This is a genomic window from Bacillus sp. Root920 (assembly GCF_001429445.1).
Classification (GTDB): domain Bacteria; phylum Bacillota; class Bacilli; order Bacillales; family Bacillaceae; genus Bacillus; species Bacillus safensis.
In genome coordinates this window covers 254,063-275,091 of sequence record NZ_LMJV01000007.1, presented here as the reverse complement: position 1 = coordinate 275,091, position 21,029 = coordinate 254,063, and the positions used below count along the sequence as shown (strand labels likewise).

Below are 21,029 nucleotides of genomic sequence, written 5' to 3'. Positions count from 1 at the left end.
GAGGTGCTAAAGTGAATTGAAGCTCAAGCTGTCATCGCCTCAGGTTGGAATCAAAATAAACGAATGGTATAGGCAGATTTGCGGTTTTCATGTGATGAAAGCAGAGAAACTGAAGGCGGAGATCGAGCAGGAAATCCTGGAGATGGAGCAGGATCAAAACTTGTTATTGTTTTACCAGCTGATGGATTTTCGCCACAAGGTGATGCTTGAATATTTTGAACCGGCAAAGAAAGCCTCGAATGATGAAGAGATTAAGAATTTGCTAGAAACGATTGAACATTCACAAACGAAATTAACGGATATGCTTGAATACTATGTTCATTTTTTCACAGGAATGTTTGAATTTGAACAGAGAAACTATTTAAGTGCCATTGCTTATTACCGCTCAGCAGAAAAAAAGCTCAATCTCATATCAGATGATATAGAAAGAGCAGAATTTTACTTTAAATTAGCAGAAATTTACTACCACATGAAACAAACCCACTTTTCGATGCACTATGCCTTGCAAGCGTTAGATACGTATTCTGCCTACAGAACGTATACGCTGAGAATCATCCACTGTGAATTTGTCATTGGTGCAAACTATGATGATTTGAAATGCTATGAACATGCATTGCCCTACTTTAAAAATGCTCTAAAGCGAGCACGCTCAATTGGAAACCCTCGAGTCATAGGTTCGGCCCTTTTCAACTTAGGTAACTGTTATTATCAAATGAACGATCTTGCGGAAGCAAGCCGTTATCTGAAAGACTCTATTGAAGTGTTTGAAAAGGAGAATTTAACCCATCTTAATCGCTCTCTAGACCCACTATTTATGCTGACACAAATCCTGTTTAAACAAAAACAAATAGAAGAGTCGTTAACCCTCTATCAACAAGGTATTATGAAGGCCTGTGAATTAGAAGATGAAATTTACATCTGTAAATTTCAGTTCTTAAAAGCATTATACGTTGATGCAGACATAACAATCATAGACGATACATTAGACCTGCTCGAGGACAAGCGCTTATACCCAGATATTGAGGAATTGGCACTTGATGCGGCTCATTATTACAATGAGCTTGGACTGTTTGAAGTATCTACCCGGTTTTACGAAAGGAAAATTCAAGCCATATCAAAAATCCAAAATGGGGGTCATTTATATGAAAACGAGTTTGATAGTTCTTTTATTGGCAGCAACTGCAGGATTATCGGTCATGAGTCAGCAGCAATCGGAAGAGAGCCATATGGAGCTTGCGGGCAGACACCATACAACAGTGGTGACTATCGTATAAGTTAGCTCAAAAAGAGGGGACGAACTGCTGTTCATTCTCCTCTTTTATTTTCATTCAATTCAAATTTTTGAAGAAATGCTTGAATTTCTTGCTCATAAGCTTCCTTATTTTCGCTAAAAGACATTGCATGCGCACCGTGTGGCGCAATAAATAACTGTTTGTCACCCTTTTTTCGTGCATATAACTGCTGACTTTGCTCACAGGGGATATAGTCGTCATGGCGGCTATGAATAAAAAGTACAGGTTCTTTCACCTGATCAATCACATCAAGAGGGGAAACTTGCCGGATGCGGTATCCATCCCGCCATTTTAACACTTGATCACTTAGTGGAAGAATCCACTCTCCTGAAAGGCGAAAATCTGTTTTTAATCGATAAAGAAGCTGGTCCTCAAAAGAAGCAAAAGGGCAGTCTGCTATGTAAAAATTGGCGTTTGCTTCCGGCTTTGCAGCATATAACAAGGTCGTGACTGCACCCATTGATTCTCCGTGTATCCCAATGATGGCACTTTCTCCGAGTTTTTGTCTGAGCCACTTTACGATCTTTGCTAGATCTTCTTTTTCATAATATCCATAACTTGTGGTTTTCCCGCCGCTCATTCCATGTCTCCTATGATCATAAAGCATCACATTCCATCCGAGCTTTTGGAATAATTTCATATACTTAACGGAGTTAATCAAACTGACTGTAACACCGTGGCAAAGGACGATTGTGCGTGTTGTATGTGGATACGGCACAAAATAGCCATGGAGATCATAACCAAATGCTGAAGGAATACACACTTTCTCTTTTTTAAGCTGTTGAAATTCCTCATGATGATAATGGCCTCCATCTGATTCTCGTTTGATGAGCTCTTCATCCGTTAATTTTCGAATATACATCATTTTATTGGTGAAAAAAATGCCGATTGCAGCGAGTGGACATAATATGAAGGCAAATATAGCGATCCATTTCTTCATCTAGCCGATTCTTCCTTTCCGGAGTTTTTTCTATGACGATCATACCACATCTTGGGAGATTGGCGTGCCTCTTGCTCAGAAAATAAAACGGATGATACACTAAGTCAAAAGGAGAGAGGCACAATGAAAAAGACCAAACAAGATCAAGTGAAATTAAAGGACGGCATAAACGATGATGTCAAACAGAAGCTTCTTCAAATGAAGCAGAACCTTGCCGTCGAAACAGAAAAAAGAGAAGAACAAAAACGACAAGACCTCCTTCGGCAGCAGAAAGAAAAAGAAAAAAACAAAAGCTTTTCAGAGCTGCTAGATGAAAGCCATTTAGACTGGAGAAAGTATAAAAGCTAAAAAAGAGGGCGATGATGCTCTCTTTTTTCATACCATCATTTTAAGATAGATCCACAGCAGAAACATAGAAGTGCTTAAAGAGAAAAGCACTTCTTCCCCCTTCACATCACTTCATTTCAGAATTGTGACAGTATGATATCTACAGTCAAACGAAACGAAATCCCATAACTTATGTTTAAGATAGAAGTAAAAAGGTGAGTATTGAATTATTTAAATTCCTTTTTATTGAAAATATGGTCATTAAGACCCTTTTGATAGAGGATCATTCTCCTTATAACGAAGGTGTATTACAAAATTTGGGAATGGAGATGATTCACATGAAATTGAGAAAAACAATGGCTGGAGTCGCTTTATCTTTAGGATTGCTTTTACCTGTTTCTGGACAAGCTCTTGCTACAAATGATTTAACGAATGCTGATTTGAGTACAAAGGCTACTTCAATTGTAGATTGTTCTGTAACCCCTTTTAAAGGCGCAAGTAATCGACTATGTATGTATTCAGATAATGGTTCTTTTGCAAATAGTTTCAGTCGCTTTGGTACTTCATTTTATCTTAAAGGCAAATCTGGAAATTATGCATATTATGAAAGTGCAAGATAAGGACAATGGGGCTTTTAGCCCCTCCTCATTTTTAATAGAGAAACACTAGTATCATACATACGCTAAAATAAAAAGATTGTAGAAAAACATGAGTTTTTCTACAATCTGAGAGATTACATCATATGATCTTTTTTGTTATTTGAACCGGTGCGTTTCATACACAGATGGTTTTGTATAGTAAGTTAATGCTTTGACTTCTTGGTCACTTAAAGAACGTGCATTTGCTGCTGCTATGTTTTCTTTTAACTGATCCACCGAGCTCGCGCCAAATACAACGGAACTGACCGCAGAATGTTTCAGTACATATTGAATGGACAGTTCGGTGAGGGACAGGTCATAAGCGACTTTCTTTAAAGAAGGAATGATCTGCTGGAGCTCTTCAAATGAATATTGAAGATAGCCGTTTTTTTGAATCGCTGCACTTGCTTGAGAAAGTGGTTTTTCAGTTAATAATCCTTTCGCTAAAGGACCTCTTGCGACGACGCTAATGCTTTGTTCTTCAAGAAGAGAGAACCATTCTTCCGGGCGGCGGTCGAGTAAGCTATATTGCATCATCACGCTTACGATATTGGACTTTTTGGCATATTCCTTAATGACATTTGGGCGGATAGATGAAATGCCATAATAGCGAATAACGCCTTCCTCTACTAATTCTTCAAAAGCCTCAATGGTTTCATCAATGGGGTCATCAATCGTGCCTCCGTGCAATTGATATAAATCAATATAATCTGTTTGAAGCCGCTTGAGGCTTTGTTTTACTGCTTCCTTTATGTACGCCTTTGAAGGGTCCCAGTCCCAGCCTGGTTTGCCTTTTTCAAAGCGGTTGCCGCCTTTTGTCGCCAAAATCAAATCCTGCCGTCTATTTTTGATGGCTTCCCCAACAATTTCCTCATTTGTCCCAAAATCATATAAATCGGCTGTATCCAAATAGTTAATTCCGAGATCAATGGCCTCATCTAATAAAGAGAGCGCTTTTTCTTTTTCAGTCCCAAGAGACATGCATCCTAGTGCCGCCTCGCTCACTAAAAGATCTGAGGTGCCAATTCGTCTTTTTTTCAATTCCATCACACTCCTATCCTTTCACATTAAGTGAAAAAAATCAGGAATTCAAGCTAGGTGATTTCAAATGGCGCATTGAAGCAAGCGTTCTGCTTTTCGCTTCTCTTAAATCATCTATGTTAAAATAAATGAAGTAAAAAGTGAAAGTAGAACGAGGAGCTGACAAAATTGAAGGACTTTGAAGAAAAAACATTATCGTCGAAAGAATTATACAACGGAAAAATCATTGATTTGGTACTTGAAGATGTAGAATTGCCGAACGGAAAACAAGGCAAACGAGAAATCATTAAACATCCTGGTGCAGTAGCTGTCATTGCACGTACAGACGAAAATAAAATCATCTTGGTCAAACAATACCGTAAAGCACTAGAGAGAGCCATCGTTGAAATTCCGGCTGGAAAACTAGAAAAAGGGGAAGAGCCGGCACATACAGCATTAAGAGAATTAGAAGAAGAAACAGGATATACAACTCAGCAGCTTCAAAAGCTGACGGCCTTTTATACATCACCTGGTTTTGCAGATGAAATTGTTCACATTTATCTAGCAGATCAGCTAGTTCCGCTTGAAGAAAAAAGAGAGCTGGATGAAGATGAATTTGTCGAAGTAATGGAAGTTTCATTAGAAGAAGCCTTGCACCTCATTGAAAAGCAGCATATTTACGATGCAAAAACAGCCTATGCCATTCAATACTTACAACTGCAAGAGGTACTTGAGTCAACAAAATGAAGGAATTTTTTGCTGACATCCATATTCATATTGGCAGAACAAGAACAGGCAGAGCTGTCAAAATTACAGGTGCAAGGTCATTGACAATTGACCAAATTCTCATTGAAGCAGCAGAAAGTAAAGGGATGGGGATGATTGGTGTGATTGATGCACAATCTCCAGAAGTCTTAGAAGAGTTAATAGAGGGTGTAGAGGAAGGCCGGTACACGGAACTAAATGACGGCGGTCTATCATTTGGACCGACAGTGCTGCTTTTAGGCAGTGAATTAGAGATCAATGATGACCATTCAAAGGGTCCGATTCATGTGCTGGCATTTATGCCCACATTACACAAAATGTCTGAGTTCTCCGCATGGCTTTCGCTTCATATGAAAAATGTGCATTTGAGTTCACAGCGCCTCTATGTTGATGGGAAAACACTTCAGCGCAAAGTAAAGGAGCTAGGAGGATTGTTTATTCCTGCTCATATTTTTACGCCGCATAAAAGTCTATACGGCAAAGGGGTGAACACTTCTTTAACGGAAGTATTTGATCCTGATCTTATTGATGCTGTTGAGCTTGGTCTTAGCTGTGATACGTCAATGGCGTCCCAGTTGAGTGAGCTGAACCGGTATCCCTTTTTAACGAATTCAGATGCTCATTCTTTAGGGAAAATCGCGCGGGAATATACAAAAATCAAAATGGATCATGCCTCTTTTGCCGAATTCAAGCTAGCCCTTGAAGAAAAAGATGGTAGAGCTGTCACAGGAAATTATGGGCTTGCTCCGCGGCTTGGGAAGTATTATCATACGACCTGCGAGAAATGCGGGGTTAGAACTCACGCACCAGATCAAAAAGAGTGCCATGTATGCGGACATACACGGATGACAAAAGGAGTAAGTGAACGTTTAAAAGAGCTTGCTGACCAAGGAAGTGAAAAAAGAACGAGACCTCCTTATGTTCATCAGCTTCCGCTTCAGTTTATTCCGGGAGTTGGGCCTAAAACACTGGAGAAGCTAAAAGCCGTGTTTCACACAGAGATGAATATTTTACATCAAGCAACAGAACAAGAACTAAAAGCCGTTCTGCCAGAAAAGACAGCGGGCTACATCATCAAAGCAAGGAAGGGCGAAGTCGGACTCATCGCTGGTGGAGGCGGAGTGTACGGTAAGGTGGATATCAATCATGAGTCACATTAAATGGACATGTCAAACGTTTGAACAATTGTCAAAAGAGGATCTTTACTTGATTCTCATGGAAAGAGTCAACGTGTTTGTTGTAGAACAAACATGCCCTTACCCTGAAATTGATCACAGGGACCAAGAAGCGCTTCATCTCATCGCAAAAGAGAACGGCGTCATTGTGGCGTATTGCCGAATTTTCCAAAACGGGATCATGTACAAAGAGGCGTCCATCGGCCGCATTCTTGTGACGCAGGCCGGCCGGAAAAAAGGCTATGGAAAGCTGCTGCTCATCAAGGCTTTAGAAAAGCTTAGTGAACTAGGTGAAACAAGTGTCAAAATACAGGCGCAAGCCTACCTGAAGTCATTTTACGAATCATTTGGTTTCAAGGCCGTCTCAGATGTTTATGATGAAGATGGGATTCCGCATCTTGATATGGTGAAAACAGAAAGATAGACGTGTATACGTCTATCTTTTTTATGAAACATCGTGTATCATAACGTCAACGAAAGGGGTTTTGCCAAATGGGAAAAAGCAAAGCAAAGAAAAAACGAGAGCATATCCAAAGGCAGCACAGCCGAAATCCAGAACTGTCGAGAGGAAACATGCCGCATTTTAGCACACACGAAAGGAAGACAAAAACAAAACAAGAAGCCTTGCAGCATATGATGAAAAAACATAAAGGACGAAATGCTTATGATCACTATCAAGAGGATCATAAGCATTTTTATTTTGCTTTTTTGTGACAACTAGATCAAATAAATGGAAAATTTTAAAAAATAGGACAAACGGTCGTTTCTTTTTGTCTAAAAATGTAGTTAAATGACAAAAAGAAACGAAAGGGAGAGTGAGTATCGTGAACGTCAAGTCATTTGGAGCAGGGCTTTGTATGACAAGTGTGCTTGTGGCATCGGTCATGTTTGGCGCGTCAGATATTTCTGCAAAGGAGCAAGCAAAAAAAGAGTACATGATCGGCTTTTCTTCTTCCGTTCAAGACAAAACACAAAAACAGCTTGTAGAAGAAGCTGGCGGGCATGTGAAAGAATCCATAGAGCAAATAGATATGATGAAAGTGTCATTGAATGAGACTTCGAAAAAGAAACTGAATGAAGCAAAAGAAGTGACCTTCATCGAGGAAGACCAAAAAGCAAAAACTAGCGGTCAAACTGTTCCATACGGCATCAAAAGCATCAAAGCACAAAAGGTACATAAACAAGGATACGCTGGACAGAATGTCAAAGTAGCCGTTCTTGACAGCGGCATCGACGGTAAACATGAGGATTTACATGTCACCGGCGGGGTGAGCTTTGTACCGGCAGAGTCTGATCCGCTTGTTGATCCGCATGAACATGGAACGCATGTGGCAGGCACAATTGCCGCATTAGATAATAAGGTAGGTGTCGTTGGTGTTGCGCCAAAAGCTTCTATCTATGCTGTCAAGGTGGCAGATGAAAATGGTGACGGCTACTATAGCTGGATCATAAAAGGGATTGAATGGGCCATTGAGAATGACATGGATGTCATCAATATTAGTATGGGGGGAGCAAGTGAATCTGAGGCGCTGAAAGAAGCGGTAGATCGAGCGTATGATAAAGGGATTCTCATTGTGGCTTCTGCAGGGAATGAAGGAAGCTATGGCTCTCTCAATACGATTGACTATCCGGCTAAATACAGCTCAGTGATGGCGGTTGCCTCTGTTGACCAAAAAAAGCAAAGAGCCTTTGATTCATCTGTTGGCGAGGAAATCGAAGTCTCAGCACCAGGCGTTTCAACGCTGAGCACCATTCCTCATAACGAATACGGCTACATGAGCGGAACGTCAATGGCATCACCGCATGTAGCGGGCGCTGCGGCTGTTATTCTATCAAAACATCCGAATCTGACAAACGATGAAGTGCGCGAGAGATTGTCAAAAACGGCGACAAAGCTTGGAGAACCTTTTTATTATGGTGCCGGGCTTGTGAACGTACAAAAAGCCGCACGATAAATGAAAAAGAGAAAGCAGTGAGCAGGCTGCTTTCTCTTTTTTCTTTCGATAAAACTGTCATGTTTCGTAATCTCTCTCATAGAATCTAGTAACCTTACGATTTGGGAGGAAGACACATGCGGAAAAAGTCTTGGAAGGAGCATCTTCTTCAGCACGTAAAAGATCATCTCTCGATTTATTTATTTGTCTCTGTACTCTTTTTAATGGGTGTGATCTTCGGTGCCATCATTGTCAATAGCATGACATTCAGCCAGAAAGAGGATTTATTCTATTATTTAAATCAATTTTTTGGTCAGCTGACAAATGAGAAAGCAGCAGAATCAAAAGAAATGTTTTTACAAAGCTTCCTGCATCATATGAAATATTTAGGCCTTATGTGGATTCTGGGAATCTCCATCGTTGGTCTGCCGCTTATCTTTCTTATGATCTTTTTAAAAGGAATTGTTGTGGGGTTTACTGTTGGTTTTCTCGTGAATCAAATGGGGCTGAGTGGATTTTTTCTCTCGTTCGTATCGGTGCTTCCGCAAAACATTTTGCTCATTCCAGCCTATTTAGTGATTGGCACTTGTGCGATTGCGTTTTCCATCCGTCTCATTGGACAGCTCTTCATGAAAAAAACCATCAGTCAAGCACCCGTCCAGTGGTTTGGCCGGTATGCATCAGTTCTGCTGATGATTTTAGCGCTTGCTGCACTTTCGTCTTTTTTTGAATCGTACATATCATTCATGCTGATGAAAAAGCTGGCAGGTGTTCTTTTATAATTGTTATTAATTAATAATCAATTTATTTATCAATTTAAAATGATTATAGTTGGCTCTCAGCACATCATTTGATATAATGATCAAGTAATGTGGCGTAGGAGGGAAAGTCAATGGAAAATAGGATTGATCGAATTAAGAAACAGCTTCATTCTTCCAGCTACAAGCTCACGCCACAGCGTGAAGCCACAGTAAGAGTACTGCTTGAGAATGAAGAAGACCATTTAAGTGCAGAAGATGTATACCTCCTCGTAAAAGAGAAGTCTCCTGAAATTGGTCTTGCTACTGTTTATCGGACGTTAGAATTGCTCACTGAACTGAAAGTTGTTGATAAAATTAACTTTGGAGACGGCGTTTCGCGATATGATCTTCGCAAAGAAGGAGCCGCTCACTTCCATCATCATCTTGTCTGCATGGAATGCGGAACAGTCGATGAGATAGAAGAAGATTTATTAGAAGATGTCGAAGAGATTATTGAACGTGACTGGAAATTTAAAATTAAGGATCATAGATTGACATTTCACGGCATTTGCCACCGGTGTCATGATGATGAATCCGGCAAATAATCCGAATTGGAACCTTTTCATTTAAGATGAAGAGGTTTTTTGCATTTTCGCTGTATATTCCTTGTCCCACCTGGCATATGCTGAAGTAATGAGAAGGTGAGAAAGGACTTGAAGATCATGCGAAAATGGCTCAAAACAACAGGTGAAGTGATCAAAGTATTTATCTTGTTCACTGGTTTTACCGTCCTGTTCTATTATGCTATGATATGGATAAATTCAGAATATGAAAGCTACCATCGTTATGATAAACCAGAGGGTGCAGCAATTAAAGTGATGGAAATGGATCAGCCGAATCAAGACAACTGGCAAGATCGATTGATTTATTTTTATCAAAACGGGGAGTAGAAATCATTGAACGATCAATTATCCGACTTTATTCATTTTATGACCGTAGAGAGAGGACTCTCTGAAAATACCATTGTTTCTTATAAAAGAGATTTACAGAACTACTTGTCTTTTTTAATGACACATGAACAGCTGACGGATATCAATGATGTCACGCGCCTGCATATCATTCATTATTTAAAGCAGCTAAAAGAGGAAGGGAAATCGAGCAAAACATCTGTACGGCATCTATCATCGATCCGTTCCTTTCATCAATTTCTGCTTCGGGAAAAAGTGACAACGGATGACCCGTCCTGGAATATTGAAACGCAAAAAACAGAGCGGACTTTACCGAAAGTTTTATCATTAGGGGAGGTCGAAAAGCTGCTTGATACACCAAATCAGCACACTCCCTTTGACTACCGAGACAAAGCGATGCTTGAGCTCTTATATGCAACAGGCATTCGCGTCAGTGAAATGCTGGATCTGACCCTTGCCGATGTACACCTCACAATGGGCTTTGTCCGCTGTTTTGGAAAAGGAAGAAAAGAGCGTATTGTGCCAATCGGTGAAGCTGCTGCAAGCGCGATTGAAGAATATCTTGAAAAGGGAAGAAGCAAGCTGTTAAAAAAACAGCCGTCCGATGCCCTATTTCTCAATCATCACGGGAAAAAAATGTCGCGCCAGGGCTTCTGGAAGAACTTAAAAAAACGAGCCATCGAAGCAGGGATTCAAAAGGAACTGACGCCTCATACGCTCAGACATTCATTTGCTACACACCTGCTTGAAAACGGTGCGGACTTAAGAGCCGTACAAGAGATGCTCGGACATGCCGATATCTCAACAACACAAATTTACACACATGTGACGAAAACAAGACTGAAAGATGTGTATCACAAATTCCATCCAAGGGCATAAGTAAAGCATGACACAGTGAACGGGTGTCATGCTTTTTCATGTTTACACCGTTTATGGTTGTCAACTGGCTTGTAAACGGTTTATACTTGAGATGTCTGACCTCTCACTGTTTGTAAGGTCAAAAGACAAGAATATTGAAGGAGGCGCTTTTTAATGCCTGATTATCAGTATAAACGTATTTTCCTCGTCGTCATGGATTCAGTAGGAATTGGGGAAGCACCAGATGCTGCTGATTTTAATGATGTAGGTGCAGATACACTTGGACATATTGCTGAAAAAATGAACGGGCTTCATATGCCGAATATGGCGAAGCTTGGGCTGAGTCATATTAAAGAAATCAAAGGAATTCCAGCGGATGAAAAACCGCTTGCGTATTATGGAAAAATGCAAGAAGCATCAAATGGTAAAGACACAATGACAGGACACTGGGAAATCATGGGTCTTTACATAGACACACCGTTCAAAGTCTTTCCAGACGGATTCCCAGATGAACTATTAAATGAACTAAAAGAAAAAACAGGCAGAGGTATTATTGGCAATAAACCAGCGTCTGGTACGGAAATTTTAGATGAGCTTGGCGAAGAGCACATGAAAACAGGTGATTTAATCGTTTATACATCTGCGGATTCTGTGCTGCAAATTGCTGCGCACGAAGAAGTTGTGCCATTAGATGAGCTTTACCGTATTTGTGAAATTGCCCGTGAACTTACATTAGATGAAAAATATATGGTTGGACGGATTATCGCTCGTCCGTTTGTCGGAGAGCCTGGCGCATTTATTAGAACGCCAAACCGTCATGACTATGCGTTAAAACCATTTGACCGTACAGTCATGAATGAACTGAAAGATGATGGACTCGATGTCATTGCGATCGGAAAAATCTCTGATATTTATGACGGCGAAGGAATCACATCATCTCTTAGAACAAAATCAAACATGGATGGAATGGACAAGCTGGTCGATACACTTAAAACAGACTTTACAGGACTCAGCTTTTTAAACCTTGTTGATTTTGACGCTCTTTACGGACATAGAAGAGATCCAGAGGGTTATGGAAAAGCACTAGAGGAATTTGACGCACGTCTTCCTGAAGTGTTTGACCTGTTGAAAGAGGATGATCTTCTTGTGATCACAGCAGATCATGGAAATGACCCTGTTCATCACGGAACAGATCATACAAGAGAATATGTTCCGCTCATTGCTTACAGCAAAAAGCATCAGGAAGCAAATGAACTGCCAACAGCAAAAACGTTTGCTGATCTTGGGGCAACCGTTGCAGATAATTTCAAGATAGCGATGCCAAAATACGGAACAAGCTTTTTATCTAAACTCAAATAGGGGGAAATCTCGTGGGAGCACAGTTTTCAGAAGCGGCGGCATACATTAAACAAGCATCGACATATGTACCAACAGTTGGATTGATTTTAGGATCAGGGCTTGGCATTTTAGCAGATGAGATTGAAAATCCAATCAAAATAAAATATGAAGATATTCCTGGATTCCCTGTTTCAACAGTAGAGGGACATGCAGGGCAGCTCGTGATCGGAACGCTGAAAGGCACTGTCGTTTGCGCGATGCAAGGACGTTTTCATTTCTATGAAGGATATGATATGAAGCAAGTGACGTTTCCTGTCCGTGTGATGAAAGAAATTGGCATTGACACATGCATTGTCACAAATGCAGCCGGCGGAGTGAATACGTCATTCCGTCCAGGAGATCTCATGCTAATCACAGATCATATCAATATGATGGGGACCAATCCATTAATTGGCCCAAATGACAGTCAAGGTGTTCGTTTCCCTGATATGTCTGCACCGTACGATAAAGAATTGCTGGCACTTGCAGAAGAAACAGCCCAGCGTTTAGGCATATCTGTACAGCAAGGGGTTTATGCAGGGATGACAGGCCCTTCATATGAAACACCTGCTGAAGTTCGTTTCTTAAGAACACTTGGAGCAGATGCTGTTGGCATGTCGACTGTTCCAGAAGTTATTGTTGCGCGTCATGCAGGAATGAAAGTGCTTGGTATTTCATGCATTTCCAATGCGGCATCTGGTATTTTGGATCAGCCGCTGTCTCATGATGAAGTGATCGAAGTAACGGAAAAAGTGAAAGCAAGTTTTCTTGATTTAGTAAAAGATATTGTCAAACAACTTTCATAGCATGTGTCCAGAAGCCTTCTGCTACCCAAGCAGAAGGCTTTTTTATTTGTAATCATACGATCTCTGAATAAAACAGCCTGTATGAGGAAAAAATAGAAAGGATTACGATAATGGAGGTCTGCCACTTGAAACGTCATATATGTGCATTGTTTATTTTAATGATCCTTATCTCAATGGTTTCACCATCAGCGATAGCAAAAGAAAAGATTGAAAAACCAGGAGAAAAACAAACATCAGAATTGGCACACGAAGCCAAATCAGCGATCTTAATAGAACGAGACACAGGAAAGGTGCTTTACAACAAAAACAGCGATGAAAAGCTTGCACCCGCAAGTATGACCAAAATCATGACGATGCTTCTCATCATGGAAGCCATTGATCAGGGTAAACTGAAAATGACAGACAAGGTCAGAACGAGCGACTATGCAGCGTCCATGGGAGGGTCACAAATTTTCCTTGAACCAGGAGAAGAAATGACCGTGAAAGAAATGCTGAAAGGCATTGCGATTGCTTCAGGAAATGATGCTTCAGTTGCCATGGCAGAGCATATTGCAGGATCTGAAGAACAGTTCGTAGAGCAGATGAACAAAAGAGCGAAAGAGCTTGGCCTCACCTCAACAGTCTTTCAAAACCCAACAGGACTTCCTGAAAAAGACCATTACAGCACAGCTCACGATATGGCAATAATGGCAAAAGAGCTGTTGAAATATGAACAAATCACCAAATTCACAGGTGTCTACGAAGACTATCTACGGCAAAACACAGATAAAAAATTCTGGCTTGTCAACACAAACCGTCTAATTAAATTTTATCCAGGGGTCGATGGGGTGAAAACAGGTTTTACAGGTGAAGCGAAATACTGTTTAACTGCATCTGCTAAAAAAGGTAACATGCGCGTCATTGCAGTTGTCTTCGGCGCAAGCACGCCGAAAGACAGAAACGCTCAGGTAGTCAAAATGTTAGATTACGCATTTAGTCAATATACGACTCATCCGCTTTACAAAAGAGGGCAAGATGTGGCGGAGGTCAAAGTGAGCAAAGGGAAAAAGAAAAACATTCAGCTCGTTACTTCTGAACCGATCTCCCTTTTAACGAAAAAAGGCGAAAATGTGGATCAGATCAAAAAAGAAATCAAATTGTCTCATGATGTCAAGGCTCCATTTTCAAAAGGAACGGAACTTGGTACGATCGTCTTGAAAAAAGATGGAAAAGTGCTGCATGAAAGTCCTGTAGAAGCAAAAGAAGGAATGGAAAAGGCAAGCGTTTGGACTTTCTTCAAACGGGCGATGGCTGATTTTGTAAAATGGAAATAAAAGGCGAAAGGCTGCTGTAATTGGCAGTCTTTTTGCTATGAGGAAAAAGAAAAGAACATCTAAATGTGACGAATGGTCACTAGTTTTGTCATGGTGAAGGATTTACTTCATATAAAAGAGAAACATTCATTATCCGAAATTAGAGCAAGGAGGAATAAAAAATGAGCCTTGGTATTGATTTTCAAGTAAAAGAGAGCGTACTTTGCATTCGGTTAACAGGAGAGCTCGATCATCACTCCGCAGAAACATTGAGACAAAAGGTGACGAATTATTTGGAAACAGAGGACATTCGCCACATTGTGCTGAATCTGGCTGATTTATCGTTTATGGACAGCTCAGGACTCGGAGTGATTTTAGGAAGATATAAGGAAATTAAGCAGCTTGGCGGGGAAATGGTCGTCTGTGCCATCTCGCCAGCAGTGAACCGGTTATTTGATATGTCTGGCTTGTTTAAAATCATTCGGATGGAGCCTTCTGAGCAAACGGCTTTGCAAACATTGGGGGTGGCATCATGAGAAATGAAATGAACCTGACTTTTTCGGCATTAAGCCAAAATGAATCATTTGCGAGGGTGACAGTCGCGGCATTTATCGCTCAGCTTGATCCGACTTTAGATGAATTAACAGAAATCAAGACCGTCGTATCTGAGGCAGTGACAAACTCCATCATCCATGGCTATGATGGGAATCCAGATGGCAAGGTGCACATCCATGTCACATTAGATGATCATGTCGTTTACCTCACCATCCGTGACGAAGGGATGGGTATTACAGATCTTGAGGAAGCAAGACAGCCGCTTTTCACCACAAAACCAGACTTAGAGCGCTCTGGAATGGGCTTTACCATCATGGAGAATTTTATGGATGATGTCATGGTGGACTCATCTCCAGAAATGGGCACGACCATCCGTTTAACAAAGCATCTATCAAAAAGCAAAGCGCTTTGTAATTAAAGGAGCTGCTCATATGGATGTGGAGGTAAAAAAGCAAGCTAAAAAAGCCCAGCTGTCAAATGATGAAGTCAAAGAGCTCATCAAAAAAAGCCAAGACGGTGATCAGCAAGCAAGAGACCTCCTCGTAGAAAAAAACATGCGTCTTGTTTGGTCCGTTGTTCAGCGCTTTTTAAATAGGGGATATGAACCAGATGATTTGTTTCAGATTGGCTGTATTGGACTGCTGAAATCTGTTGATAAATTTGATTTGTCATATGATGTAAAGTTTTCAACGTACGCCGTCCCCATGATCATTGGCGAGATTCAGCGATTCATTCGGGATGATGGAACGGTCAAAGTCAGCCGGTCATTAAAGGAACTTGGAAATAAAATACGGCGGGCAAGGGATGAATTGTCTAAGTCTCATGGAAGAATGCCGACCGTTCAGGAAATTGCCGAATACCTTGATATCACACCAGAGGATGTCGTCCTGGCCCAAGAAGCGGTGCGCTCCCCTTCATCCATTCATGAAACGGTATATGAAAATGATGGGGATCCGATTACATTGCTTGATCAAATTGCCGATCATTCTGAGGAAAGATGGTTTGACAAAATCGCATTGAAAGAAGCGATCAAGGAATTAGAAGAACGGGAAAAACTCATTGTGTATTTAAGGTATTATAAAGACCAGACACAATCTGAGGTTGCAGAGAGACTTGGCATTTCACAAGTACAAGTCTCACGGCTTGAAAAGAAAATTTTAAAACAAATCCAAATGCAAATGGATCAAAAAGACAGCTAGCCAATTCGGCTGGCTTTTTTTGTGTGGTAATTACCGGTAAATCAAGTTCTATCAGTATGAGAACCATTTTTCACCACATACTATTTTTAACCCATCGTATAGGAAGTGACTTGGATGGACGGACAAATCTTTATTCGGCTGCGCCATCGAATCAAGACCGGTATTGATCAGCTCATTTATTTAGAGGATATCGCCCAAATCACTGGTGATGAGTTTGCTGTGCAAAAGCTTAGTAAAATGCCGGTGTATCATGTCAGCAAAAAGGATCGTCACATCGCCGTTCTTGATATCATGCATGTCGTCAAAACGATCAAAAAAACGTGGCCAGATATCGACATTCAAACCGTTGGCGGCTCTGAGGCCATTGTTGAAATTGATACAGGCAAACGCCAGCTTTCTCCCGTTTTATTTGTGTTTGTATGGCTCCTATTATTTGTTGGAGCGGCGCTTGCCATTATGAATTTCCACGAGGATGTCAGTATGCGTCTCGTTCATATCCGCCTATATGAAATGATCACAGGGAAAACGGTTGAGCATCCGTATTTATTACAAATTCCATATAGCTTTGGACTCGGTTTTGGCATGATTTTGTTTTTCAATCATGTATTTAAAAAGCGTTTAAATGAAGAACCAAGTCCGCTCGAAGTGGAAATGTTTAAATATCAGCTCGATCTCGATCATTATGTCGCACTCAATGAAAATAAAGAAACATTGAAGGATATCCATGATCGGTAAGTGGCTTTTTGTCGTACTCGTTGGACTTGGCGGCGGTTTAACGGTCGGAGCAGGATTTGTGGCTTTTCTTACAGTGCTTGGCATCATTCCCCGCTTAATGCAATTAACCAAAACGCAGCGCTTCATACAAGGGTACGAGGCGGCTGTTATTAGCGGGGCGGTTGTTGGCGGCTGGGCCACCTTAAGTCAAATACATCTTCATTTAACCAAATGGCTGGCGATGCCGGTCGGTCTTTTATCAGGCATCTTCGTCGGCATGCTTGCAGCTGCACTCACTGAAGTATTAAATGTACTTCCTATATTAACGAAAAGAATTGGAATGGACGGGAAAATTGTTTTGCTGCTCATGGCCATCGTCTTAGGAAAGGTATTTGGTTCACTATTTCATTGGCTTATTTATATTTAATCAATTGGAGGGAACAACACGTGTCGAGTTTAAAAGAGAACTATCCATCTAAGGTGAAAACGTATCAGCCCAAACCTCCTTATGTCCTCAACTGCATTAAGGCGTTTTTAGTTGGCGGTTTAATCTGTCTGATAGGTGAGGGGCTGCAACATTTCTATATCCACTTTTTTGATTTTAACGAAAAGACAGCAGGGAACCCGACAGTGGCGACCCTCATTTTAATTTCTTCTCTATTAACGGGTATCGGTATTTACGATAGAATCGGCCAGTTTGCTGGAGCCGGATCAGCTGTCCCGGTGACAGGCTTTGCTAACAGTATGACAAGTGCTGCCCTTGAGCATAAAAGTGAAGGGCTTGTTTTAGGTGTTGCCACAAATATGTTTAAACTCGCTGGGAACGTCATTGTATTTGGTGTCGTTTCGGCATATGTCGTAGGGATCATTCGATACGTCTTGGAAAAGATGTTTTCGTAGGAGGAATGAAAGGTGAAACTAACAGGTAAACAATCTTGGGTATTTGAGCACAAGCTTTATGTCAATGCAGAAGGAACTGCTGCAGGACCAAAAGAAAAAGAAGGTCCGATTGGTCATTTAATTGATAAAACGTACGATGAAATGCACTGTGATCAAAAAAACTGGGAAATGGCTGAAAGGAAGCTCATGGATGATGCGATATCAACCGCTTTATCAAAAGCAAATTTGCAAAAAAGCGATATTGATCTTTTGCTGGCTGGAGATTTACTCAACCAGAACGTCACAGCAAACTATGTGGCAAGAGAGCTGAAGATCCCGTTTCTCTGCTTGTTTGGGGCATGCTCGACTTCAATGGAATCGGTCGCCATTGCGTCAGCACTCATTGATGGAGGCTTTGCAAATAGAGCCATCGCAGCAACAAGCAGTCACAATGCGACTGCAGAACGCCAATTTCGTAATCCGACAGAATACGGGGGACAAAAGCCAGATACAGCAACAAGTACAGTAACTGGTGGCGGAGCCGTTATTATCAGCCAAGAGCCCTCTCAAATTCAAATTACGAGCGCAACGGTAGGCAGGGTCATGGATCTTGGCATTACAGATCCATTTGATATGGGATCGGCCATGGCACCAGCAGCGGCAGATACCATCAAGCAGCATTTAGAAGACTTAGGCAGAACAGTAGATGATTACGATTTGATTTTAACTGGAGATTTATCAGGCATTGGTTCACCGATCTTAAAGGATCTCTTGAAAGAAGAAGGCATTCAGCTTGGGCGAAAGCACGATGATTGCGGTTTAATCATCTATACACCCGACCAAAACGTATTCGCTGGAGGCAGCGGCTGTGCTTGTTCAGCTGTTGTGACATTTAGTCATATTTTTAAGGAAATGAAAGCAGGGAATCTGCAAAGAGTACTCGTTGTGGCAACCGGGGCGTTACTCAGCCCAATGATGGTTCAGCAAAAAGAGACCATTCCAACCATTGCGCACGGTGTCGTATTTGAGCGTGCAGGAGGAGAGAGCTAATGGATTATCTTATCGCTTTTGTGGCAGGCGGACTTATTTGCGTCATTGGCCAGCTTTTGCTAGATGTACTCAAACTCACGCCTGCACATGTCATGACTACTTTTGTTGTGGCAGGTACCATTTTAGACGGATTCGGTATTTATGATAAATTTATTGAATTTGCAGGCGCGGGCGCAACCGTACCAATTGTCAGCTTTGGTCATAGCTTGCTTCATGGGGCCATGCATCAGGCAGATGTGCACGGATTCATCGGCATCGGTATCGGTATCTTTGAATTAACCTCTGCTGGAATATCAGCTGCGATTTTATTTTCATTTATTATCGCACTTATCTTTAAACCGAAAGGATAACCGAATATGGGGCAAAGACGGAAAGTCATTTTAGTGACAGACGGAGATATATATGCTGCCAAAACCATTGAGCTTGCCGCTAAAAACGTTGGCGGACGATGTATTTCCAGCTCAAAAGGAAATCCAAGCAAACGGACAGGACCTGAACTTGTTCAGATGATTTTAAAAACGCCGTATGATCCAGTCTTTGTGATGTTCGATGATTCTGGACTGACAGGTGAAGGAACAGGCGAGACAGCGATGAAACATGTGGCGCGCCACCCTGAAATCGAAGTCATTGGAGCGATTGCAGTGGCATCCAAAACGCACCAAGCCGAATGGACAAAGGTCCATGTCTCCATTGACAGGGAAGGTGAACTGACAGAATACGGTGTCGACAAACACGGTCTTCCCGAAATGGAGCCCCATAAAATGAGCGGTGATACAGTGTATTGTCTTGACTCCCTCAATCTTCCGTTAGTTGTCGGGATTGGAGATATTGGCAAGATGGGACGGAAAGATGATCTGAGCAAGGGATCTCCAATCACGATGAAAGCAGTGGAATTAATATTAGAAAGGAGTGGTTTCCATGAAGAAAGACAAGGTAAACGTGTACCGAGACCCGAAGAAAAATGAAGATTACTTCAAGGAAAATGTCGGAATGGGTCTCAGCTTTGACCTTGGTGTTCGGAAAATTTATATACACGATCAGGAAATCCAGCTTTACTATGTAAACGGATTGTGTGATACACAGTATATTATCTACTTATTAAAAGAGCTAATCGAAATCAATGACAACGAACCTGAATCCGATGATCTTGCACATGTAGTCGAGAACCGCCTCGTCAATCAGCAGGTCTCCAAGGTAGAAACGCTGGATGAAGCAGTGGATCAAGTACTGTCTGGGCTTGTAGCAGTCGTTGTAGAAGGTGAAAACTACGCCTTTATCATTGATGTTAGAAGCTATCCTGGCAGAATGCCTGAAGAGCCGGATACAGAAAAGGTGGTCAGGGGAGCAAGGGACGGCTTTGTTGAGAACATTATTGTGAATACAGCACTTATTCGAAGAAGAGTGCGGGATGAAAAGCTGAGATACAAAATGCTCAAAGTAGGCGAACGTTCAAAAGCGGATGTTTGTGTTTGCTATATTGAAGATATTGCAGACCCTGACTTAGTAGATATTATAGAAAAAGAAGTATCAGGAATCAAAGTCGATGGGCTGACGATGTCTGATAAAACGATTGAAGAATTTATAATTAAGCAAGGATATAATCCCTTTCCGCTAGTGCGTTACACCGAGCGTCCGGATGTCGCCGCTAACCACATATTAGAAGGGCATGTCATCATCATTACGGATACATCCCCTAGTGTCATCATTACACCAACCACTATTTTTCACCACGTTCAGCATGCAGAAGAATACCGCCAGGCGCCTGCCGTTGGTACGTTCCTAAGATGGGTACGCTTTTTAGGCATTTTATGTTCTACCTTTCTTTTGCCGATTTGGTTTCTTTTTATTCTCGAACCAAATCTCCTGCCTGACAATTTAAGCTATATTGGGTTTAACAAACCTTCTCATATCCCTGTCATTCTCCAAGTATTTCTTGCTGATTTTGGGGTGGAATTTTTAAGGATGGCAGCCATTCATACGCCAACCGCATTATCGACCGCCATGGGGTTGATCGCGGCTGTTTTAATTGGACAAATCGCTATTGATGTCGGTTTATTTACACCAGAGGTCATCTTATACGTCTCGCTGGCAGCGATCGGTACCTTTACAACGCCAAGCTATGAGCTGAGTGTCGCCAATAAGATTGTAAGGCTCATCATCCTAGCACTAGTGGCAATCTTTAAGCTGAATGGACTCATCATTGGTTTTACGTTGTTAATCATTTATTTAACATCCATTCGTTCATTACAGACGCCTTATATGTGGCCATTCATTCCTTTCAATGGAAAGGCTTTGTGGCAAGTGCTGATTCGGACGTCTGTTCCTGGCTCAAAAGTAAGGCCGAGCATCGTTCACCCTCAAAACAGATCAAAAATTCCGCCAAATTCTTAACGCTCATTGAAAGTGGCTGAAGATTGTGATATTGTATTTTTAACTTTGAGACACGGCAAAAGGCAGCTCACGCAGCTGCCTTTTTTCAGCCGAAGCGGAGAAAGAGGGA

At 41.4% G+C, this 21,029-nt stretch carries 27 protein-coding genes; 25 read left to right on the top strand and 2 right to left on the bottom strand.

Going from position 1 to position 21,029, the window contains the following annotated elements; translation table 11 throughout:
- Positions 1-16 precede the first annotated feature (16 nt).
- Positions 17-1,279 carry a tetratricopeptide repeat protein gene (locus ASE42_RS12695; RefSeq protein ID WP_024428051.1) on the top strand — a complete coding sequence of 421 codons (1,263 nt, stop codon included), beginning with the start codon at positions 17-19 and terminating at the stop codon, positions 1,277-1,279.
- Positions 1,280-1,305: 26 nt separating this feature from the next.
- Here ASE42_RS12695 and ASE42_RS12690 read toward each other — a convergent pair whose 3' ends face one another.
- Positions 1,306-2,232, bottom strand: a complete 927-nt coding sequence (locus ASE42_RS12690) for an alpha/beta hydrolase (protein ID WP_056767231.1) — start codon at positions 2,230-2,232, stop codon at positions 1,306-1,308.
- Positions 2,233-2,355: 123 nt separating this feature from the next.
- Between ASE42_RS12690 and ASE42_RS12685 the strand changes: the two genes are divergently transcribed.
- Together ASE42_RS12685 and ASE42_RS12680 are read left to right on the top strand one after the other, a co-directional pair.
- Positions 2,356-2,580, top strand: coding sequence for a YqkE family protein (locus ASE42_RS12685; protein WP_056767226.1), 225 nt, complete (start codon positions 2,356-2,358; stop codon positions 2,578-2,580).
- A 194-nt stretch (positions 2,581-2,774) separates the two neighbouring features.
- The gene (locus ASE42_RS12680; RefSeq protein ID WP_235566773.1) at positions 2,775-3,179 is read left to right on the top strand and encodes an antimicrobial peptide LCI; all 405 of its coding nucleotides are present in this window, start codon (positions 2,775-2,777) and stop codon (positions 3,177-3,179) included.
- A 135-nt stretch (positions 3,180-3,314) separates the two neighbouring features.
- Here the strand turns inward: ASE42_RS12680 and ASE42_RS12675 are convergent, their stop codons facing one another.
- Complete coding sequence (locus ASE42_RS12675; protein ID WP_056767444.1) at positions 3,315-4,238, bottom strand: aldo/keto reductase; 924 nt, start codon at positions 4,236-4,238, stop codon at positions 3,315-3,317.
- 168 nt (positions 4,239-4,406) lie between these two features.
- On the opposite strand from ASE42_RS12675, the gene ASE42_RS12670 reads away from it, so the two are divergent.
- From ASE42_RS12670 to ASE42_RS12565, 22 genes are all read left to right on the top strand, one after another.
- Entirely contained in the window at positions 4,407-4,964 is a 558-nt protein-coding gene (locus tag ASE42_RS12670) for an NUDIX hydrolase (RefSeq protein ID WP_046311676.1), read from the top strand.
- Entirely contained in the window at positions 4,961-6,142 is a 1,182-nt protein-coding gene (locus ASE42_RS12665; RefSeq protein ID WP_056767221.1) for a TIGR00375 family protein, read from the top strand. Before ASE42_RS12670 ends, ASE42_RS12665 begins: the two co-directional genes overlap by 4 nt.
- Positions 6,129-6,581, top strand: coding sequence for a GNAT family N-acetyltransferase (locus ASE42_RS12660; protein ID WP_056767217.1), 453 nt, complete (start codon positions 6,129-6,131; stop codon positions 6,579-6,581). The genes ASE42_RS12665 and ASE42_RS12660 overlap by 14 nt, the downstream gene beginning before the upstream one ends.
- Before the next feature lie 68 nt (positions 6,582-6,649).
- Entirely contained in the window at positions 6,650-6,871 is a 222-nt protein-coding gene (locus ASE42_RS12655) for a hypothetical protein (RefSeq protein ID WP_024428056.1), read from the top strand.
- 110 nt (positions 6,872-6,981) lie between these two features.
- Positions 6,982-8,112: a S8 family peptidase gene (locus ASE42_RS12650; protein WP_082580756.1), complete on the top strand. Its 1,131-nt coding sequence runs from the start codon at positions 6,982-6,984 to the stop codon at positions 8,110-8,112.
- A 116-nt stretch (positions 8,113-8,228) separates the two neighbouring features.
- The gene (gene spoIIM, locus ASE42_RS12645) at positions 8,229-8,873 is read left to right on the top strand and encodes a stage II sporulation protein M (protein ID WP_024422873.1); all 645 of its coding nucleotides are present in this window, start codon (positions 8,229-8,231) and stop codon (positions 8,871-8,873) included.
- Between the two features lie 110 nt (positions 8,874-8,983).
- The gene (gene fur, locus ASE42_RS12640) at positions 8,984-9,436 is read left to right on the top strand and encodes a ferric iron uptake transcriptional regulator (RefSeq protein ID WP_024422872.1); all 453 of its coding nucleotides are present in this window, start codon (positions 8,984-8,986) and stop codon (positions 9,434-9,436) included.
- Positions 9,437-9,553: 117 nt separating this feature from the next.
- Entirely contained in the window at positions 9,554-9,781 is a 228-nt protein-coding gene (locus tag ASE42_RS12635; RefSeq protein ID WP_024428058.1) for a YqzK family protein, read from the top strand.
- A gap of 6 nt (positions 9,782-9,787) precedes the next feature.
- On the top strand, positions 9,788-10,678 hold the full coding sequence (gene xerD / locus ASE42_RS12630) for a site-specific tyrosine recombinase XerD (RefSeq protein ID WP_056767212.1): 891 nt from the start codon (positions 9,788-9,790) through the stop codon (positions 10,676-10,678).
- 153 nt (positions 10,679-10,831) lie between these two features.
- Positions 10,832-12,016, top strand: a complete 1,185-nt coding sequence (gene deoB / locus ASE42_RS12625) for a phosphopentomutase (protein WP_056767208.1) — start codon at positions 10,832-10,834, stop codon at positions 12,014-12,016.
- Positions 12,017-12,027: 11 nt separating this feature from the next.
- Entirely contained in the window at positions 12,028-12,840 is an 813-nt protein-coding gene (locus ASE42_RS12620) for a purine-nucleoside phosphorylase (RefSeq protein ID WP_056767204.1), read from the top strand.
- A 158-nt stretch (positions 12,841-12,998) separates the two neighbouring features.
- Positions 12,999-14,153, top strand: a complete 1,155-nt coding sequence (locus ASE42_RS12615) for a D-alanyl-D-alanine carboxypeptidase family protein (protein WP_370880883.1) — start codon at positions 12,999-13,001, stop codon at positions 14,151-14,153.
- Positions 14,154-14,314: 161 nt separating this feature from the next.
- Positions 14,315-14,668: an anti-sigma F factor antagonist gene (gene spoIIAA / locus ASE42_RS12610; protein ID WP_024422866.1), complete on the top strand. Its 354-nt coding sequence runs from the start codon at positions 14,315-14,317 to the stop codon at positions 14,666-14,668.
- On the top strand, positions 14,665-15,105 hold the full coding sequence (gene spoIIAB, locus ASE42_RS12605; RefSeq protein ID WP_024422865.1) for an anti-sigma F factor: 441 nt from the start codon (positions 14,665-14,667) through the stop codon (positions 15,103-15,105). The genes spoIIAA and spoIIAB overlap by 4 nt, the downstream gene beginning before the upstream one ends.
- A 13-nt stretch (positions 15,106-15,118) precedes the next feature.
- Complete coding sequence (sigF, locus tag ASE42_RS12600) at positions 15,119-15,886, top strand: RNA polymerase sporulation sigma factor SigF (RefSeq protein ID WP_024422864.1); 768 nt, start codon at positions 15,119-15,121, stop codon at positions 15,884-15,886.
- A gap of 114 nt (positions 15,887-16,000) precedes the next feature.
- Positions 16,001-16,621 carry a stage V sporulation protein AA gene (locus ASE42_RS12595; protein WP_024422863.1) on the top strand — a complete coding sequence of 207 codons (621 nt, stop codon included), beginning with the start codon at positions 16,001-16,003 and terminating at the stop codon, positions 16,619-16,621.
- The gene (locus tag ASE42_RS12590) at positions 16,611-17,027 is read left to right on the top strand and encodes a stage V sporulation protein AB (RefSeq protein WP_024422862.1); all 417 of its coding nucleotides are present in this window, start codon (positions 16,611-16,613) and stop codon (positions 17,025-17,027) included. Before ASE42_RS12595 ends, ASE42_RS12590 begins: the two co-directional genes overlap by 11 nt.
- Positions 17,028-17,047: 20 nt before the next feature.
- Positions 17,048-17,500, top strand: a complete 453-nt coding sequence (spoVAC, locus tag ASE42_RS12585) for a stage V sporulation protein AC (protein ID WP_024422861.1) — start codon at positions 17,048-17,050, stop codon at positions 17,498-17,500.
- Between the two features lie 12 nt (positions 17,501-17,512).
- The gene (spoVAD, locus tag ASE42_RS12580) at positions 17,513-18,529 is read left to right on the top strand and encodes a stage V sporulation protein AD (protein WP_056767201.1); all 1,017 of its coding nucleotides are present in this window, start codon (positions 17,513-17,515) and stop codon (positions 18,527-18,529) included.
- On the top strand, positions 18,529-18,879 hold the full coding sequence (spoVAE, locus tag ASE42_RS12575) for a stage V sporulation protein AE (RefSeq protein WP_007501045.1): 351 nt from the start codon (positions 18,529-18,531) through the stop codon (positions 18,877-18,879). Before spoVAD ends, spoVAE begins: the two co-directional genes overlap by 1 nt.
- Positions 18,880-18,885: 6 nt before the next feature.
- Positions 18,886-19,494 (top strand): stage V sporulation protein AE, encoded by a 609-nt coding sequence (locus ASE42_RS12570; RefSeq protein ID WP_024422859.1) that lies wholly within the window; start codon positions 18,886-18,888, stop codon positions 19,492-19,494.
- Entirely contained in the window at positions 19,448-20,920 is a 1,473-nt protein-coding gene (locus ASE42_RS12565) for a spore germination protein (protein ID WP_029708045.1), read from the top strand. The genes ASE42_RS12570 and ASE42_RS12565 overlap by 47 nt, the downstream gene beginning before the upstream one ends.
- Positions 20,921-21,029 lie beyond the last annotated feature (109 nt).

What these genes read in the sequence shown, in the direction of transcription:
- spoVAE (WP_007501045.1), top strand. Translation starts at nt 18,529, where the DNA reads ATGGATTATCTTATCGCTTTTGTGGCAGGCGGACTTATTTGCGTCATT.
- ASE42_RS12570 (WP_024422859.1), top strand. Translation starts at nt 18,886, where the DNA reads ATGGGGCAAAGACGGAAAGTCATTTTAGTGACAGACGGAGATATATAT.
- ASE42_RS12595 (WP_024422863.1), top strand. Translation starts at nt 16,001, where the DNA reads ATGGACGGACAAATCTTTATTCGGCTGCGCCATCGAATCAAGACCGGT.
- ASE42_RS12685 (WP_056767226.1), top strand. Translation starts at nt 2,356, where the DNA reads ATGAAAAAGACCAAACAAGATCAAGTGAAATTAAAGGACGGCATAAAC.
- ASE42_RS12615 (WP_370880883.1), top strand. Translation starts at nt 12,999, where the DNA reads ATGATCCTTATCTCAATGGTTTCACCATCAGCGATAGCAAAAGAAAAG.
- spoIIAB (WP_024422865.1), top strand. Translation starts at nt 14,665, where the DNA reads ATGAGAAATGAAATGAACCTGACTTTTTCGGCATTAAGCCAAAATGAA.
- ASE42_RS12590 (WP_024422862.1), top strand. Translation starts at nt 16,611, where the DNA reads ATGATCGGTAAGTGGCTTTTTGTCGTACTCGTTGGACTTGGCGGCGGT.
- sigF (WP_024422864.1), top strand. Translation starts at nt 15,119, where the DNA reads ATGGATGTGGAGGTAAAAAAGCAAGCTAAAAAAGCCCAGCTGTCAAAT.
- ASE42_RS12665 (WP_056767221.1), top strand. Translation starts at nt 4,961, where the DNA reads ATGAAGGAATTTTTTGCTGACATCCATATTCATATTGGCAGAACAAGA.
- ASE42_RS12635 (WP_024428058.1), top strand. Translation starts at nt 9,554, where the DNA reads ATGCGAAAATGGCTCAAAACAACAGGTGAAGTGATCAAAGTATTTATC.
- spoIIAA (WP_024422866.1), top strand. Translation starts at nt 14,315, where the DNA reads ATGAGCCTTGGTATTGATTTTCAAGTAAAAGAGAGCGTACTTTGCATT.
- spoIIM (WP_024422873.1), top strand. Translation starts at nt 8,229, where the DNA reads ATGCGGAAAAAGTCTTGGAAGGAGCATCTTCTTCAGCACGTAAAAGAT.
- deoB (WP_056767208.1), top strand. Translation starts at nt 10,832, where the DNA reads ATGCCTGATTATCAGTATAAACGTATTTTCCTCGTCGTCATGGATTCA.
- fur (WP_024422872.1), top strand. Translation starts at nt 8,984, where the DNA reads ATGGAAAATAGGATTGATCGAATTAAGAAACAGCTTCATTCTTCCAGC.
- ASE42_RS12660 (WP_056767217.1), top strand. Translation starts at nt 6,129, where the DNA reads ATGAGTCACATTAAATGGACATGTCAAACGTTTGAACAATTGTCAAAA.
- ASE42_RS12565 (WP_029708045.1), top strand. Translation starts at nt 19,448, where the DNA reads ATGAAGAAAGACAAGGTAAACGTGTACCGAGACCCGAAGAAAAATGAA.
- ASE42_RS12655 (WP_024428056.1), top strand. Translation starts at nt 6,650, where the DNA reads ATGGGAAAAAGCAAAGCAAAGAAAAAACGAGAGCATATCCAAAGGCAG.
- ASE42_RS12690 (WP_056767231.1), bottom strand. Translation starts at nt 2,232, where the DNA reads ATGAAGAAATGGATCGCTATATTTGCCTTCATATTATGTCCACTCGCT.